Source organism: Nonomuraea sp. N2-4H (genome assembly GCF_045291505.1).
Classification (GTDB): domain Bacteria; phylum Actinomycetota; class Actinomycetes; order Streptosporangiales; family Streptosporangiaceae; genus Nonomuraea; species Nonomuraea fastidiosa.
Map to the genome: position 1 here is coordinate 6554872 of NZ_CP147987.1, position 14582 is coordinate 6569453.

Consider the following 14582-nt stretch of genomic DNA (forward strand, 5'->3'; position numbering starts at 1 on the left):
GCCGATGGCGCTGACCGGACGTGCCGGGCTGCTCGCGGCGATCGGCATCGTGGTGGTGCTGTTCGCGCCCCAGCCGGGGGCCGCGCTCGCCGGGGTGTGCCTGCTGCTGGCCGCCGGCATCGTGGTGGACCTGACGTTCGCGGGGGCCGTGCGCCCGCTGCGCTTCCACCGTTCCGGCGACACGCTGCTGCGGCTGGGCCAGCAGGGAACCGTGGAGCTGGTGGTGGAGAACCCGGGCGGACGCCGGGTACGCGGCGTGCTCAGGGACGCCTGGCCGCCGTCGGCGGGCGCGGCTCCCAGGGCGGTCCCCCTTGACGTGCCAGGCCGGGGAGCGCCGCAAGGTCACGATCACACTCTCCCCCACCAGGCGCGGCGACCGCTCGTCCGTGGCGGTGACCGTGCGCTCGGTCGGGCCGCTGGGGCTGGCCGCCCGCCAGGGCGGCCACAGCTCCCCCTGGACCGTGCGCGTGCTGCCGCCGTTCCTGTCGCGCAAGCACCTGCCGTCCAGGCTGGCCCGGCTGCGCGAGCTGGAAGGCCGGCACCCCGCCCTGGTACGCGGCCAGGGCACCGAGTTCGACTCCCTGCGCGAATACGTCGTGGGCGACGACGTGCGCTCCATCGACTGGCGGGCCACCGCGCGCCGCCACGACGTCGTCGTACGCACCTGGCGGCCCGAGCGCGACCGCCGCGTGCTGATCGTGCTCGACACCGGCCGCACCTCGGCGGGCCGGGTGGGCATCGCCCCCGTACCGCTGGCCGGGGAGCAGCCGAGCGGCGGCGGGCTGCCGGCCAGGCCCGACGTGCGACCGGCGGCCGGCTGGCCGCGCCTCGACTGGTCGATGGACGCCGCGCTGCTGCTCGCCGCGCTCGCCGCCAGGGCCGGTGACCGGGTCGACTTCCTGGCCTACGACCGTGCCGTACGCGCCTGGGTGAGCGGGGCGTCCCGCACCGAGCTGCTGCCGTCGCTGGTCAACGCGATGGCGCCGATCGAGGCCGAGCTGGTCGAGGCCGACGCGCAGGGCATGGTCGCCGCCGTGCTCGCCCGCGCCAAGCGGCGCTGCCTGGTCGTGCTGCTGACCGACCTCAACCCGGCGGCGATGGACGAAGGGCTCATGCCGGTGCTGCCGCAGCTCGCCTCCCGGCACCTGGTGCTGGTCGCCGGGGTGTCCGACCCGAGCGTGGCGGCCATGGCCGAGCGCCGGGAGTCGGCCGAGGAGGTCTATGACGCGGCGGCCGCCGAACAGGCCAGGCTCGGCCGCAGACGCATCACGGCCCGGCTGCGCAGGCACGGCGTCGAGGTGGTGGACGCGCCGCCGGACGACATCGCGCCCGCGCTGGCGGACGCGTATCTGGCGTTGAAGGCCGCCGGCCGTCTCTGAGAAGGCTCCTTCAGACGGGCGTCCCTCAGGCGGGCGTCTCGCAGGCGTGCGTCTCGCAGACGTGCGGCTATCAGGCGGCCGGCGTCTAAGCGCGGACGGGGTCTATGCGGACGGGGCGACGTCGGGGGCGCGCTCGATGTCGCCGGACTCGCCGAGCCGCTCGGCGCGGCGGCCGAAGCCGATCACGTACGCGAGGAACGCCACCTCGGCCAGCGCCCCGATGCCGATCCGCGCCCAGGTGGGCAGCCCCGACGGCGTCACGAACGCCTCGATCAGCCCCGACACGAACAGCACCACGACCAGCCCCAGCGCCACGCTCATCACGGCCCTGCCCTGCTCGGCCAGCGCGTCGAGCCGGCGGCGCGGGCCCGGGTCGATGACCGTCCAGCCGAGGCGCATGCCCACGGCCGCGGCCAGGAAGACCGCGGTCAGCTCCAGCAGGCCGTGCGGCAGGATCAGGCCGAAGAAGATGTCGAGCTTGTCGCGGGAGGCCATGAGGCCCGCGGAGACGGCGACGTTCTCGGCGTTGAGGTAGAGCACGTACGGGATGGGCAGGCCGAGCACCACCGCGTACATGATCATCTGGGCGCTGATCCACGCGTTGTTGGTCCACACCCGGCTCGCGAAGGAGGCGGCGGGGTGCTCGGAGTAGTAGTCGGCGAAGTCCTCGTTGACGAGCCGGGCGATCTCGTCGGGGCTGCCGATCGTGGCCTGCACGTCGGGGTTGGCCGCCACCCACGCGGCGATCACCCACGAGACGACCAGGAACGCCACCGTGCTCGCCAGCCACCACCATCGCGCCCGATAGGCCACGACGGGAAACGAGACCGTGACGAAGCGGGTCAGCTTGCGCCAGGCCGGCGTGTGGGCCCCGGTCACCGCGGACCTGGCCCTCGCCACCAGCGCCGACAGCCGCCCGATCAGCAGCGCGTCGGTGGACGACGAGCGCACGATGGACAGATGCGTGGACACCCGCTGGTAGAGCTCGACGAGCTCGTCGATCTCGGTGCCGGTCAGTGAGGAGCGGTGCTTGACCAGGTAGTCGAGCCGGTCCCAGACCGGGCGGTGTGCCGTGACGAACGCATCGATGTCCACGTGACCATTCTGGCCGCTCGATCACCGCATCCGAGCCGTTAGGCTCCACGTATGTCCGAGGTTGTGACCGGTGACGCCGTCGTCGTCGAAGTGCGCGTGGCCCAGATGCCCTCGCGCGCCCTGGCGCTCCTCATCGATATGGCGGTGCAGATCTCCCTGCTCATCGGCGCCTACATGCTCCTGGGCATGTTCGCCGGGATGACCGACGTGGCGGCGTTCGGCGCCACGATGATCGTCCTGCTGGTGCTGGTGCTCGTCGGCTATCCGGTGATCTTCGAGTCGCTCACCAGGGGCCGCAGCCTCGGCAAGCTCGCACTCGGCCTGCGGGTCGTCGGCGACGACGGCAGCCCCGAGCGGTTCCGCCAGGCGCTGTTCCGCGGCCTGGCGGGAGTACTGGAGTTCTGGATGCTGTCGGGGGCTCCGGCGCTGATCTCGTCACTGATCTCGCAGAAGGGCAAGCGGCTGGGTGACATCTTCGCGGGCACCATCGTGATCTCCGACCGGGCACCGCGCGACCGGGCCCGGCCGATCCTGATGCCGCCGCAGCTCGCGGGCTGGGCGGCCACGCTGGAGCTCTCTCAGCTTCCCGAGGAGGTGGCGCAGGCCGCCAGGCAGTACCTCGCGCGATGGCACGACCTGTCGCCGCAGGTCCAGCACGAGATGGGGGTGCGCATCGCCACGCAGGTGGCGGCCTTCGTCTCGCCCGCCGCTCCGGCGGGCGTGCCGCCGCACGCGTACCTGAGCGCCGTCCTGGCCGAGCGTCATCGGCGGGAGCAGGAACGTTTCGCGCAGCGCATGGGGCTCGCTCAGCCGCCGCAGCCGTACGCTCCGGCACCTGATCAGGCCGCGCCGCCTTACGCCCCTCCGGCCGCGCCGCCTTACGCTCCCCCGGCCCCGGTCCCGGGTTCCGGACCGGTTCCCGGTCCAGCCCCGGCCGCGTCGCCGTACGCGCCGCCGCCCGCTCAGCATGAGACTGGGCGGCACGGGCCTGGACAGCAGGGGCCGGTGCCGCCGGCGGGGCCCGCACCCGCCCCGGAGCCGCCTCAGGCGACTCCGGGCGGGTTCGCGCCACCTCAGTGAGCGCGATCAGCGAGCGCGCCGGCGAGCGGGATTCTCTGGGCAGGGTCTCAGAGCAGGGCCGTCACCAGCCGTGCCCCGGTCCGCCGCCCCGGTACGACTCCTGCGTCTGCACGTTCAACCGGTTGGTACGAACGTGCTTGGCGCTGTCGGTGAGGCGGTCGTCGATCTTGATGATGTCGAGTCCCTCGTGGAAGTCGGCGCCGTAGATGTAGCCGTTGTAGTAGTAGGCGGACCAGATGCCGCCGCCGCTGCCGTCCGAGCGCGGCCCGCGCTCGAAGTAGCCGATCTCCCTGGGCCGCTTGGAGTCGGTGAAGTCCCAGATCGACAGGCCGCCCATGTACCACGCCTGGACCATGATGTCGCGGCCCTTGACGGGGATGAGCGAGCCGTTGTGCGCGACGCAGTTCTCGCTGTCGTCCTGGTAGCGGGAGATCTTGAAGTAGCTCTGGAACACGAGCTTGCCGCGGACGATCTCGTAGATGGCGTCGGCGCCCCGGTTCGGCCCGGTGGCCTCGTTGCAGGTGGCCGCGCCGCCGCCGCCCAGCTCGTCGGTGAAGACGACCTTCTTGGCGTCGTTGCTGAACGTGGCCGAGTGCCAGAACGCGAAGTTCGGGTCGGTGACCCTGGCGGTGACCTTCGGGTTGAGCCGGTCGCGGATGTCGAACAGCACGCCGTCACCCATGCAGGCGCCGGCCGCGATGTCCTTCTCGGCGTAGGCGGTGATGTCGTGGCAGCCGCTGGTGGGCAGCAGCAGACCGGGCTGCGTCTCGTTGCCACCGTCGGGGAAGACGACGGGCGTGGCCGCGACCTCGGCCGCGGCCGGGTTGCGCAGCGGCACCTTGATGATCGAGATCTTGTCGTGCGGGGGCGCGCAGTCGGGGAAGTTGTCCGCCGGCTGGTAGGACGAGACGTAGATGTAGACGTTCTTGTTCTTGTCGGGGCCCTTGCCCGGCACCAGGGTCAGCGTGTGCGAACCGCAGTTCGTCTCGACCGACTTGATGTACTTCGGATTGGTCTTGTCGGAGATGTCGAAGATGCGGACGCCCTCCCACGACTCCTTGATCGTCGCGCTCTGTGACTCGCTGTTGCAGGAGTCGTCGCTGCGGGAGGAGTCGACGGCGGTGAACAGCAGGTTGCCGTAGACGCTGACGTCCATCTGGGCGCCGGGGCAGACGACGGAGCTGACGACCTTCGCCTTCTCCGGCTTCCTGATGTCGTAGATGGAGAAGCCGCCGTAGTTGCCGACGTACGCGTAGCCGTCCTGGAACGCGATGTCGGTGTTGATCGTTCCGGCGATCGGGTCCGGCTTGGGGATGTTGAGAACGTGGGTCACGTTGGGGCTGTGCACCACGGTGTCGGCGGGTGGGATGTCCGCCGCGGCGGCGGGCATGCCCGCCAGCGCTAAGACCGTGGCCGCCGCCGCCGTGACGATGGAACGGCGCGATAGGGACACTCGGAAGCCTCCTTGACAGGGTTTCTGGCCGGGTCGGTGAAAAGAACGGGACGGCGGCGGTGGCCGTGCCGGATGCCCCGCCGCGCATCCGGAGTCAAAAGCCGTGGCCGTGCCCCCGCTCGATGTGAGGCGTGGCCGTCCGAGCGTTCAGCCGGTCCATCGTGACGCGGTCGGCCGCCGGAGCCGGGACGTGCGCCGTCCGGACCTGCGCGGTCGGCGCGGCGCCCAGGACGAGGGCTCTGCGGAGGGGGGACACGAAGGAACCTCCGGTAAAGGGAGCGTAAATCTACGCCATCCTCACCTTTCTTCGTGCCGATGACCAGCGTCCAAGATGTCAAATTTTATTGCGCTTCGCCCTCTTCTCAGGTTTGGACTTTTCCCCTATAGTTCGCAATCTGGACTAAGTCAGTCAGGAGGGTGAGTGCGCGCCGCGCTCGTCGTCATCGTGGGCTTGATCGTCGCCCTCACCGGGTGCACATCCGGCTCCGCACCGCAGGCCCCCAGAGCCGGTCGACGGCGCCCGTCATCGCCCCAGGACGTCCCGGAGAGCAGGCCAGGACGCTCTCACCGGACGAGGCCGTCACCGCCGTGCCGTCCGCCACTCCCAACGCGGCGGACGTGCAGTACGTCCAGAACATGATCGTCCACCACCGCCAGGCCGTGGACATGGCCCTGCTCGCGCCCAGCCGCGCCGAGTCGGGCAAGCTCAAGACCCTCGCCGACCGCATCAAGGTCGCGCAGGAGCCCGAGATCCAGTTCATGAGCAGGTGGCTGCGGGAGCTGGAGCAGAAAGTGCCCGACCATCACGCGGCCCACGAGGGCATGCCGGGGATGGCGACGCCCGAACAGCTCGAGGCGCTGAAGGCGGCCAAGGGCAAGGACTTCGACCGGATGTTCCTCCAGCTCATGATCAACCACCACCTCGGCGCGATCCAGATGTCGAAGCAGGTCCTGACCGACGGCTCGCACATCAGGATCGAGGAGCTGGCCGGCGACGTCAGTGTCACCCAGGCCGCGGAGATCCGCCGCATGCAGCAGATGCAGGCGGAGCTGTAGCCGCCGGCGCTTCGGCGCGCGGGCCGGGACCCTATGGACGCCGGTACACGGCGCGCAGGAACGGGGCGCGCCGCACGCTCGCGGCGGGTGCGGACGGTCCCGCAGCCGCCCCTGCGGGACGTCAGGAGCCAACGCGCCAGCTGTGGAGGTAGTCCTCCTGGTCGGACGTGAGCCGGTCGATGTCGATGCCGGCGGCGGCCAGCTTGAGCCTGGCCACCTCGTGGTCGATCTCCTCGGGCACGTCGTACACGCCGGGCGAGAGTGAGGCCCGCTCACCCGCCAGCCAGGCCACGGCGAGCGCCTGCGCGGAGAACGACATGTCCATGACGGCCGCGGGATGCCCCTCGGCGGCGGTCAGGTTGACCAGGCGGCCCTCGGCGAGCAGCAGCAGGCGCCGCCCGTCGGGCATGAGGTACTCGTCGGTGTTGGGCCGCACGCCGCGACGCACGTCGATGGCCAGCTCGTCCAGCGCCCGTACGTCGATCTCGACGTCGAAGTGCCCCGCGTTGGCCAGGATCGCACCGTCCTTCATGACCGACAGGTGCTCGGCCCTGATGACGTCGCGGTTGCCGGTCACGGTGATGAACAGGTCGCCGGCCGGAGCCGCCTGCGCCATCGGGCGTACCTCGTAGCCCTGGAGCGTCGCGTCGAGCGCCTTCACCGCGTCGATCTCGGTGACGATCACCCGCGCACCGAGCCCCTTGGCCCGCTCGGCGACGCCGCGCCCGCAGTATCCGAACCCGGCCACCACCACCGTGCGCCCCGCCAGCATCGTGTTGGTGGCGCGCATGATGCCGTCGAAGGTGGATTGGCCGGTGCCGTACCGGTTGTCGAACATCCGCTTGGTGCGGGTGTCGTTCACGGCCACCACGGGGAAGCGCAGCGCGTCCTCGGCCGCCATCTGGCGCAGCCTGATGATCCCCGTCGTGGTCTCCTCGCAGCCGCCGCTCACCCCGTCGAGCAGGTCGCGCCGCTCGGTGTGCAGGGTGTTGACGAGGTCGCAGCCGTCGTCGAGCACGAGGTCGGGCGCGATGTCGAGGGCCTCGTGGATGTGCCGGTAGTACGTCGCGCGGTCCACCCCGGCCCTGGCGTGCACCCCGATCCCGTACGAGCGCAGCGCCTCGGCCACGTCGTCCTGCGTGGACAGCGGGTTGGACGCGGCCAGCGAGATCTCCGCGCCGCCCGCCTTGAGCGCGCCGAGGAGCACGGCCGTCTCGGCGGTGACGTGCAGGCAGGCCGCGATCTTCAGCCCGTCGAGCGGCCGTTCGAGCGCGAACCGCTCGCCGATCGCGGTCAGCACCGGCATCGACCGAGCGGCCCAGGAGATCTGCCGCTCGCCGCTTTCACTGAGATCCATGGCCAGCCTTGACGTCGGCGCGTGCGGGACGGCTTCGCCCCGCCGTACAGGTACAGAAAGAAGAGCCCGGGACGGGCCCGGGGAGCGTATGGGTGAGCTCCGGGAGGCGCGGAGACCTCCCGGAGCTCAGCGAGAGACGGTGCTCAGTAGCGGTAGTGGTCCGGCTTGTACGGGCCCTCAACGTGGACGCCGATGTAGGCGGCCTGCTCCTTGGTCAGCGTGGTGAGCTTGACGCCGAGCGCGTCGAGGTGCAGCCTGGCCACCTTCTCGTCGAGGTGCTTGGGCAGCGTGTAGACGCCGATCGGGTAGTCCTCGGTCTTGGTGAACAGCTCGATCTGCGCGATCACCTGGTTGGTGAACGAGTTGGACATCACGAAGCTGGGGTGGCCGGTGGCGCAGCCCAGGTTCATCAGCCGGCCCTCGGCGAGCACGATGATCGAGTGGCCGTCGGGGAAGACCCACTCGTCGACCTGCGGCTTGATGTTGCGCTTCTCGACGCCGGGCCACTTGGCCAGGCTGGCGATGTCGATCTCGTTGTCGAAGTGGCCGATGTTGGACACGATCGCCTGGTGCTTCATCCGCGACATGTGCTCGGCGGTGATGATGTTGAAGTTGCCGGTCGCGGTGACGAAGATGTCGGCGATGCCGACGACCTCGTCCAGCGTGGTGACCTGGAAGCCGTCCATGGCGGCCTGAAGCGCGCAGATCGGGTCGATCTCGGTGACGATGACGCGGGCGCCCTGGCCGCGCAGCGCGTCGGCGCAGCCCTTGCCGACGTCGCCGTAGCCGCAGACCACGGCCACCTTGCCGCCGATGAGCACGTCGGTGGCGCGGTTGAGGCCGTCGATGACGGAGTGGCGGCAGCCGTACTTGTTGTCGAACTTCGACTTGGTGACCGAGTCGTTGACGTTGATGGCCGGGAAGAGGAGCTGGCCGTTCTTGTGCATCTCGTAGAGGCGGTGCACGCCGGTCGTGGTCTCCTCTGTGACGCCCTTGATGCTCTCGGCGATCTTCGTCCACTTCTTCTCGGGACCGACCGTGCGGGTGAGCAGGTCGATGATGACGTGCCACTCCTCCGGGTCGTCAGCGGTCGCCGGGGGCACGGCGCCGGCCTTCTCGTACTCGGCGCCCTTGTGGACCAGCAGCGTGGCGTCGCCGCCGTCGTCGAGGATCATGTTGGGGGCGCCGCCGTCGGGCCAGGTGAGCGCCTGCTCGGTGCACCACCAGTACTCCTGCAGCGTCTCGCCCTTCCACGCGAACACCGGCACGCCCTTCGGGTCGTCGGGGGTGCCGTCGGGGCCCACGACCACCGCGGCGGCGGCGTGGTCCTGCGTGGAGAAGATGTTGCAGCTCACCCAGCGCACCTCGGCGCCGAGGGCCACCAAAGTCTCGATGAGGACGGCGGTCTGGACCGTCATGTGCAGCGAGCCCATGATCCTCGCGCCGCGAAGGGGCTGGGAGGCCGCGTACTCCTTGCGTACCGCCATCAGGCCGGGCATCTCGTGCTCGGCGAGCCGGATCTCCTTCCGGCCGAACTCGGCAAGTGAAAGGTCGGCGACCTTGAAGTCCATCGGATGTCCCCTCGCGTCACGGATGGTTGTCGCGACGAGTTTAGGCGGCGCCACCGCACCGGCGCACCTCACGGACGGCGAATCTGACGTAAGAATGTAAGAATGCGCATCACGGAAGCGGCCAAGCGGCTCGGCATGTCGCCGCGAATGCTCCGATACCGGGAAGCCCTCGGCCTGCTGCCGCCGGTCAGGGAGCAGGGGGCCCACCGGCGGTTCGGCCCTGACGAGCTGGCCGCCGTGGCCCAGGGGGTGGAGCTGGAGAAGCGGTTCGACGTCTCGCCGGCCGAGCTGGCGTTCGCGCTGCGGGTGCTGAGCGAGCCGGCGGTGGCGGCGGCCGTACGCGACCTCGGGGTGCGCATCGGGCGCATCCAGGCGCCGCGCCGGGCCCTCGACTTCGAGAAGGAGAAGGCCCTGCGTCTGCTCCGCCCCGCCCAGCCCCGTCAGGGAGACTGACCGGCACACCTGACGGTGCCGCCCCGATGGAGGGGCGGCACCGCCGCTGTTCTGGGTATCCGGGGATCACCCCGCCGAACCGGAGCCGTGGGTCAGCCTGCCGAGGCGCTGGTGCTGCGGCTGCGGTCGAGGTCGGGCTCCAGGTAGATGACCCGGGCGATCGGCACCGCCTCGCGGATGCGCCGCTCTGCCTCGTCGATGCCGTGCGCCACTTCGGCCGCCGTGTCGTTGTGCTCGACCGCGATCTTCGCGGCCACCAGCAGCTCCTCGGGGCCGAGGTGCAGGGTGCGCATGTGGATGATCCTGTCCACCTCGGGCGCGCTCTCCAGCGCGGCCCTGATCTGCTCCTCCATCTCGGGGGACGCGCCCTCGCCGACGAGCAGCGACTTGGTCTCGATGGCCAGCACGATCGCGATGACGGCGAGCAGCACGCCGATCATGAGGGTGCCGATGCCGTCCCAGACGCCGTTGCCGGTCAGCACGGCCATCGTCACGCCGAACAGCGCGAAGATCAGGCCGAGCAGCGCGCCCAGGTCCTCCAGCAGGATGACGGGCAGCTCAGGCGACTTGGAACGCCGGATGAAGGCGAACCACGACTGATCGCCGCGCAGCGGGTTCGATTCCTTGACCGCCGTACGGAAGGAGAGCCCTTCGGCGATGATCGCGAAGATCAGCACCGCGAACGCCCAGATCGGCGACTCCACCTCGTGCGGATCGGCGATCTTGTGAACGCCCTCGTAAAGCGAGAACGCCGCACCGATCGTGAACAGCACGACGGCCACCACGAACGCGTAGAAGTAACGCTCGCGGCCGTATCCGAAGGGATGCTGGCGGGTGCTCGCCCTGGCCGCCCGCTTGCCGCCGATCAGCAGCAGGACCTGGTTGCCGGAGTCGGCGACCGAGTGGATGCCCTCGGCGAGCATCGATGAGGAACCGGTGAAGAACGCGGCCACGAACTTGGACACGGCGATCGCCAAGTTCGCGGACAATGCCGCAATGATTGCTTTCGTTCCGCCGCTCGCGCTCACCGATCTTCTCCACTCATAAGATCACGTCAAAAGTCTTGAAAGAGGATCCTATGGGGAAATTGTCGCAGTGACCTCAGCAATCGCCGACTCGGCGGCCGGGTCGACGCCGTATCCCAAGGCCAGATAGGTGCTCGCGTAGTCACCGAGCGCCATCAGGCTCGCGATGCGCTCCAGCGGATGAACGCCCTCAGCGGCCAGCTCGGTCACCGGCACGTCGCGCTCGCCCGCCAGCCGCAGCGCCGCCTCGCGCCGCCGGGTCACCTGCGGGTGCTCCTCGGTGTCGCGCAGGACGACGAGCCTGAGCGAACGGCCGGAGGTGTCGGCGAAGATGTCGCGCTCGGCCAGCGGCCCGTCGAACGCCGCCACCTGATGGTGACCGGCCTCCGGCAGCGTGCCGTGCAGCGCGGGGTATTTGGCGCTCGCCGCGAGCTGGCAGGCCAGCCGGTACGCCGCCACCGCCGACACCTGCGACGTCCCCCAGATCATCGGCACGGTCTCGGCCAGGTCGAGCGCCAGCGACTTGCCCGGGTTGATGAACGACTCGCTCGACGGCCGGCACCGGTGCGCGATGTCCTCGAGCAGCCGCGCCACCCGCTCGAACAGGTCGGCGTCCGCCTGCACCAGCCGCAGGGCGGCGGCCGCCACGATCGGCGGGACGCTCAGCAGCCACAGGTTGGCCCGCGCGGGACCGGTGACCGGCACCGGCACGTAGACGGCCGACGCCTGCACGGCCACCGCCTCCAGCGGGGAGCCCGCCGGGCCGACGGCGAGCAGCGAGCAGCCCCGGCGCACCGCCTGCGCGGCCAGGGCCAGCGTCTCCTCGGTGTCGCCCGAGCCGGAGACGGCGATGACCAGGTCAGTGGCCCCCACCCAGCCGGGGAGCTGGTAGGAGCGCACGGTCACGATGGGCAGCGGGGCGCCGTTGCCCAGGACGGCCGCCAGGATGTCGCCGGCGAGACCGGCGACGCCCATGCCCACCACCACGATGGCCCGCGGGCGCCCGTCGGCGGCCAGCCGCTCCACGCCGGCCTCGACCGCACTGCGGTGGCCGGTGCGTATGTGGGCCGCTGACGCGGCCACCGCCGGAAGCATGCCGCCCGGGTCGGCCTCGGTGAGGTGTCCCTGGTCGTCGAGCCGCTCCGGCTCCCAGGTCACGGCTTCCTGGCCTCGTCGACGAGCAGGACCGGAATGTCGTCTCGGACCGGGTAGATCAGGCCGCAGCCGGTGCAGGCCAGCTCATCGGCCTCCTGCTCGGCCCGCAGCGGAGCCTTGCACGCCGGGCAGGCCAGGATCTCCAGCAGCCAGTCGTCGATCTTCACTCTGACACCTTTCCCACGATGGCGAGGACCTCGTCCCTGATCGCCGTCATTGTGCTCTCGTCGGCCGCCTCGGCGTTCAGCCTGAGCAGCGGCTCGGTGTTGGAGGGACGCAGATTGAACCACCAGCCGGATCCGGTGACGGTCAGCCCGTCGATCTCGTCGAACTCGCCCCGGCCCGCGAACGCCGCGCGCACCCGCCGCAGCGCCTCCGCCTGGTCGGACACCGTGCTGTTGACCTCGCCCGACGCGTGGTAGCGGGAGTAGGCGCCGGCCACTTCGGACAGCGCACGCTCCTGCTCGCCGAGCGCCGCCAGCACGTGCATGGCCGCCAGCATGCCGGAGTCGGCGAACCAGAAGTCCCTGAAGTAGTAGTGGGCGGAGTGCTCGCCGCCGAACACGGCCCCGGTGCGGGCCATCTCCGCCTTGATGAAGGAGTGGCCGACCCGGGTGCGCACCGGCACGCCGCCGTGCTCACCGACGATCTCCGGCACGCCCTTCGATGTGATCAGGTTGTGGATGACCGTCGCGCCGGGGTGCTTGGCCAGCTCGCGTACGGCCACCAGCGCCGTGATCGCCGACGGCGAGACCGACTCGCCGCGCTCGTCGATCACCCAGCACCGGTCGGCGTCGCCGTCGAAGGCGAGCCCGATGTCGGCGCCGGTCTCGACCACGGCGCGCTGCAGATCGACGAGGTTCTGCGGCTCGAGCGGGTTGGCCTCGTGGTTGGGGAAGGTGCCGTCGAGCTCGAAGTAGAGCGGTACCAGGTCGATCGGCAGCCCGTCGAAGACCGCGGGCACCGTGTGGCCGCCCATGCCGTTGCCCGCGTCGACGACCACCTTCAGCGGCCGGATGCCGCTCAGGTCGACGAGCGTGCGCAGGTGGTGGGCGTAGCCGGAGAGCAGGTCCTTCTCGATCACGGAACCGGCCGGCGCCCCGACCGGGGTCTGCTCGCGCAGCAGCTCGGCCGCCCTGTCGCGGATGCGGGTCAGGCCGGTGTCGCCGCCGATCGGCACCGCGCCGGAACGGCACATCTTCATGCCGTTGTAGCGGGCCGGGTTGTGGCTGGCGGTGAACATCACGCCGGGCAGGCCGAGGCTGCCGCTGGCGTAGTAGAGCAGGTCGGTGGAGCCCAGGCCGGCGTGCACGACGTCGGCCCGGCGCGCGCGGGCGCCGCGGATGAACGCCTCGGCCAGCGCGGGCGACGACTCGCGCATGTCGTGCGCGACCACGATCGACTCGGCTTCGGTGACCTCGACGAAAGCCGCCCCCACGGCCTCGGCGGTCGGCTCGTCAAGCTCGTCGGGCACCACCCCGCGAACGTCGTACGCTTTGAAGATCTTGGCGAGGTCGCCCACTCTCCAGCTCCGCCCTAGGTCGGTTTCCGCCTTACAGAAGGAGCCTACCGGTCACGGTGCTGCTGGGCCGATCTCAGAACGCGCAGGTGCCCGCGGCGGCCGACCTCGACGCCCTGGCCGACCGGCTCACCGCTGCCGGACGACGTCGGGCGCGCGGCCTCCCTGACCGCGTTGGCCAGCGCTTCGAGATCGTCGGAGCTGGGCGAGGCGCCGTCGGTGGGCAACCGCACCACCTCCCAGCCGCGGGGGGCGGTCAGTCGCTCGGCGTGTTCGGCGCACAGGTCATAACAGTGTGGCTCCGCGTACGTCGCCAGGGGGCCGAGGACAGCGGTCGAGTCGGCGTATACGTACGTGAGCGTGAAGACGGCAGGCTGACTGCAAGCGGTGCGGGAACAGCGGCGGACGGGGCTCACGGAGGGACCGTATCCGGTAAGAGTGCGCGGCGCCACTACCTGAGCGCTCTTAACGAGCGTGTCGCCACAATTCGGACACCTGTCGCAGCGTTTCCACCCACATGCCCCGAGACCTCCGTCCCTTTGACCGCGCTTCCATTCCCGCCTTTCCCCGCGAGGTCACCGGCTCAATCCTACCGTTCCGATCTTCGTGGAAGATCACATTTCTGCCACTTCACACCCCGCCTTTCGGACACCCGGTGACCGCTGTCCGGGCATCCGCGTGACGTCCCCGTACACTGACACACGTGACTCACAAGCGCGGTCCCAGACGGCGCGATCGCCACGGTCGCGGGCTCCGCGGCCCGCTCGCCCCCTCCCACATTCCCATGGCCAAATCCCGCAGCGAGCGCTTCGACGACCTCGTGCTCGACGCCGTCGACCGGCTGCGGCCCCGGTGGGATCGGCAGCTGTCGGCGGTGGAGTTCGCGGTGGAGGAGGTGCCCCCGCTGAGCGAGCTCGGCGACGGCCCAGGGCTCGACTCCGACCCCGTACCCTTCGGCCGGGCCGACGCGGCCACCGGCCACTCGCCGGCGTCCATCGTGGTCTACCGGCGGCCCCTGGAGGCCAGGGCGCGCGACCGCGACACGCTGGGCGCGATGGTCCACGACACCGTGGTCGAACAGGTCGCCTCGCTCCTCGGCCTCGCCCCCGAGACCGTGGACCCGGGCTACGACGACCGCCGCTGACCCCCGCAGACGGTCTTCGCGTAACCGGGTGTCGCGGTTCGTCACGGTGTGCGATGCTGGGTGCATGTTCCGTCACTTGCGCAGGCGAGTCAGGCGCGGCGAACATCGCTTCTACTACAAGCCCAGCTCTCGCCGCCGGTGGCACAGGGCCGAGACGGAGGACTTCCCGGCGGGCCCGCTGTTCGACCCCGAGGAGAAGCTGTGGCGGGTCGCGTGGTGGGGCGACGGCTGGGGCGTGTGGCCCGGCGACGCCGACCCCCTGACCACCCCGCCCACCTACAGCACGCGCAACCCT

At 70.6% G+C, this 14582-nt stretch carries 13 protein-coding genes and 1 pseudogene; 5 read left to right on the forward strand and 9 right to left on the reverse strand.

What is annotated here, in order from left to right:
• The first annotated feature begins 4 nt into the window (after window positions 1-4).
• Window positions 5-1379 (forward strand): annotated as a pseudogene (locus WBK31_RS29945) (DUF58 domain-containing protein).
• Between the two features lie 102 nt (window positions 1380-1481).
• On the opposite strand, the gene WBK31_RS29950 reads toward WBK31_RS29945, so the two are convergent.
• Window positions 1482-2474, reverse strand: a complete 993-nt coding sequence (locus tag WBK31_RS29950; RefSeq protein ID WP_406673516.1) for a stage II sporulation protein M — start codon at window positions 2472-2474, stop codon at window positions 1482-1484.
• Between the two features lie 51 nt (window positions 2475-2525).
• Here WBK31_RS29950 and WBK31_RS29955 point away from each other — a divergent pair, with 51 nt between their 5' ends.
• The gene (locus tag WBK31_RS29955; protein ID WP_364060179.1) at window positions 2526-3554 is read left to right on the forward strand and encodes an RDD family protein; all 1029 of its coding nucleotides are present in this window, start codon (window positions 2526-2528) and stop codon (window positions 3552-3554) included.
• A gap of 61 nt (window positions 3555-3615) precedes the next feature.
• On the opposite strand, the gene WBK31_RS29960 is transcribed toward WBK31_RS29955, so the two are convergent.
• Window positions 3616-5007 (reverse strand): hypothetical protein, encoded by a 1392-nt coding sequence (locus WBK31_RS29960; RefSeq protein WP_364060176.1) that lies wholly within the window; start codon window positions 5005-5007, stop codon window positions 3616-3618.
• Between the two features lie 471 nt (window positions 5008-5478).
• Here WBK31_RS29960 and WBK31_RS29965 point away from each other — a divergent pair, with 471 nt between their 5' ends.
• Window positions 5479-6063 (forward strand): DUF305 domain-containing protein, encoded by a 585-nt coding sequence (locus tag WBK31_RS29965; protein WP_406673517.1) that lies wholly within the window; start codon window positions 5479-5481, stop codon window positions 6061-6063.
• Window positions 6064-6184: 121 nt separating this feature from the next.
• On the opposite strand, the gene WBK31_RS29970 is transcribed toward WBK31_RS29965, so the two are convergent.
• On the reverse strand, window positions 6185-7420 hold the full coding sequence (locus WBK31_RS29970) for an adenosylhomocysteinase (protein ID WP_364060170.1): 1236 nt from the start codon (window positions 7418-7420) through the stop codon (window positions 6185-6187).
• A 143-nt stretch (window positions 7421-7563) separates the two neighbouring features.
• Window positions 7564-8991, reverse strand: a complete 1428-nt coding sequence (gene ahcY, locus WBK31_RS29975) for an adenosylhomocysteinase (protein ID WP_406673518.1) — start codon at window positions 8989-8991, stop codon at window positions 7564-7566.
• Window positions 8992-9093: 102 nt separating this feature from the next.
• On the opposite strand from ahcY, the gene WBK31_RS29980 reads away from it, so the two are divergent.
• Window positions 9094-9444: a MerR family DNA-binding transcriptional regulator gene (locus WBK31_RS29980; protein ID WP_364060164.1), complete on the forward strand. Its 351-nt coding sequence runs from the start codon at window positions 9094-9096 to the stop codon at window positions 9442-9444.
• A gap of 92 nt (window positions 9445-9536) precedes the next feature.
• Here the strand turns inward: WBK31_RS29980 and WBK31_RS29985 are convergent, their stop codons facing one another.
• Genes WBK31_RS29985 through WBK31_RS30005 form a run of 5 tightly spaced genes read right to left on the reverse strand, consistent with a single transcriptional unit; the run spans window position 9537 to window position 13559 of the window.
• A complete protein-coding gene (locus WBK31_RS29985) occupies window positions 9537-10472 on the reverse strand; it encodes a cation diffusion facilitator family transporter (RefSeq protein WP_364060161.1) in 936 nt (311 codons plus the stop codon).
• A gap of 48 nt (window positions 10473-10520) precedes the next feature.
• Entirely contained in the window at window positions 10521-11627 is a 1107-nt protein-coding gene (locus WBK31_RS29990) for an SIS domain-containing protein (RefSeq protein ID WP_364060158.1), read from the reverse strand.
• A complete protein-coding gene (locus tag WBK31_RS29995; protein WP_364060155.1) occupies window positions 11624-11791 on the reverse strand; it encodes a Trm112 family protein in 168 nt (55 codons plus the stop codon). Before WBK31_RS29995 ends, WBK31_RS29990 begins: the two co-directional genes overlap by 4 nt.
• On the reverse strand, window positions 11788-13146 hold the full coding sequence (locus WBK31_RS30000; RefSeq protein ID WP_364060152.1) for a phosphomannomutase/phosphoglucomutase: 1359 nt from the start codon (window positions 13144-13146) through the stop codon (window positions 11788-11790). Before WBK31_RS30000 ends, WBK31_RS29995 begins: the two co-directional genes overlap by 4 nt.
• 44 nt (window positions 13147-13190) lie before the next feature.
• Window positions 13191-13559: a DUF3499 domain-containing protein gene (locus tag WBK31_RS30005; protein WP_364060149.1), complete on the reverse strand. Its 369-nt coding sequence runs from the start codon at window positions 13557-13559 to the stop codon at window positions 13191-13193.
• Window positions 13560-13927: 368 nt separating this feature from the next.
• Here WBK31_RS30005 and WBK31_RS30010 point away from each other — a divergent pair, with 368 nt between their 5' ends.
• Window positions 13928-14287: a metallopeptidase family protein gene (locus WBK31_RS30010; protein ID WP_406673519.1), complete on the forward strand. Its 360-nt coding sequence runs from the start codon at window positions 13928-13930 to the stop codon at window positions 14285-14287.
• Window positions 14288-14582 lie beyond the last annotated feature (295 nt).

What these genes read in the sequence shown, in the direction of transcription:
- ahcY (WP_406673518.1), bottom strand. Translation starts at nt 8,991, where the DNA reads ATGGACTTCAAGGTCGCCGACCTTTCACTTGCCGAGTTCGGCCGGAAG.
- WBK31_RS29970 (WP_364060170.1), bottom strand. Translation starts at nt 7,420, where the DNA reads ATGGATCTCAGTGAAAGCGGCGAGCGGCAGATCTCCTGGGCCGCTCGG.
- WBK31_RS29980 (WP_364060164.1), top strand. Translation starts at nt 9,094, where the DNA reads ATGCGCATCACGGAAGCGGCCAAGCGGCTCGGCATGTCGCCGCGAATG.
- WBK31_RS30010 (WP_406673519.1), top strand. Translation starts at nt 13,928, where the DNA reads ATGGCCAAATCCCGCAGCGAGCGCTTCGACGACCTCGTGCTCGACGCC.
- WBK31_RS29955 (WP_364060179.1), top strand. Translation starts at nt 2,526, where the DNA reads ATGTCCGAGGTTGTGACCGGTGACGCCGTCGTCGTCGAAGTGCGCGTG.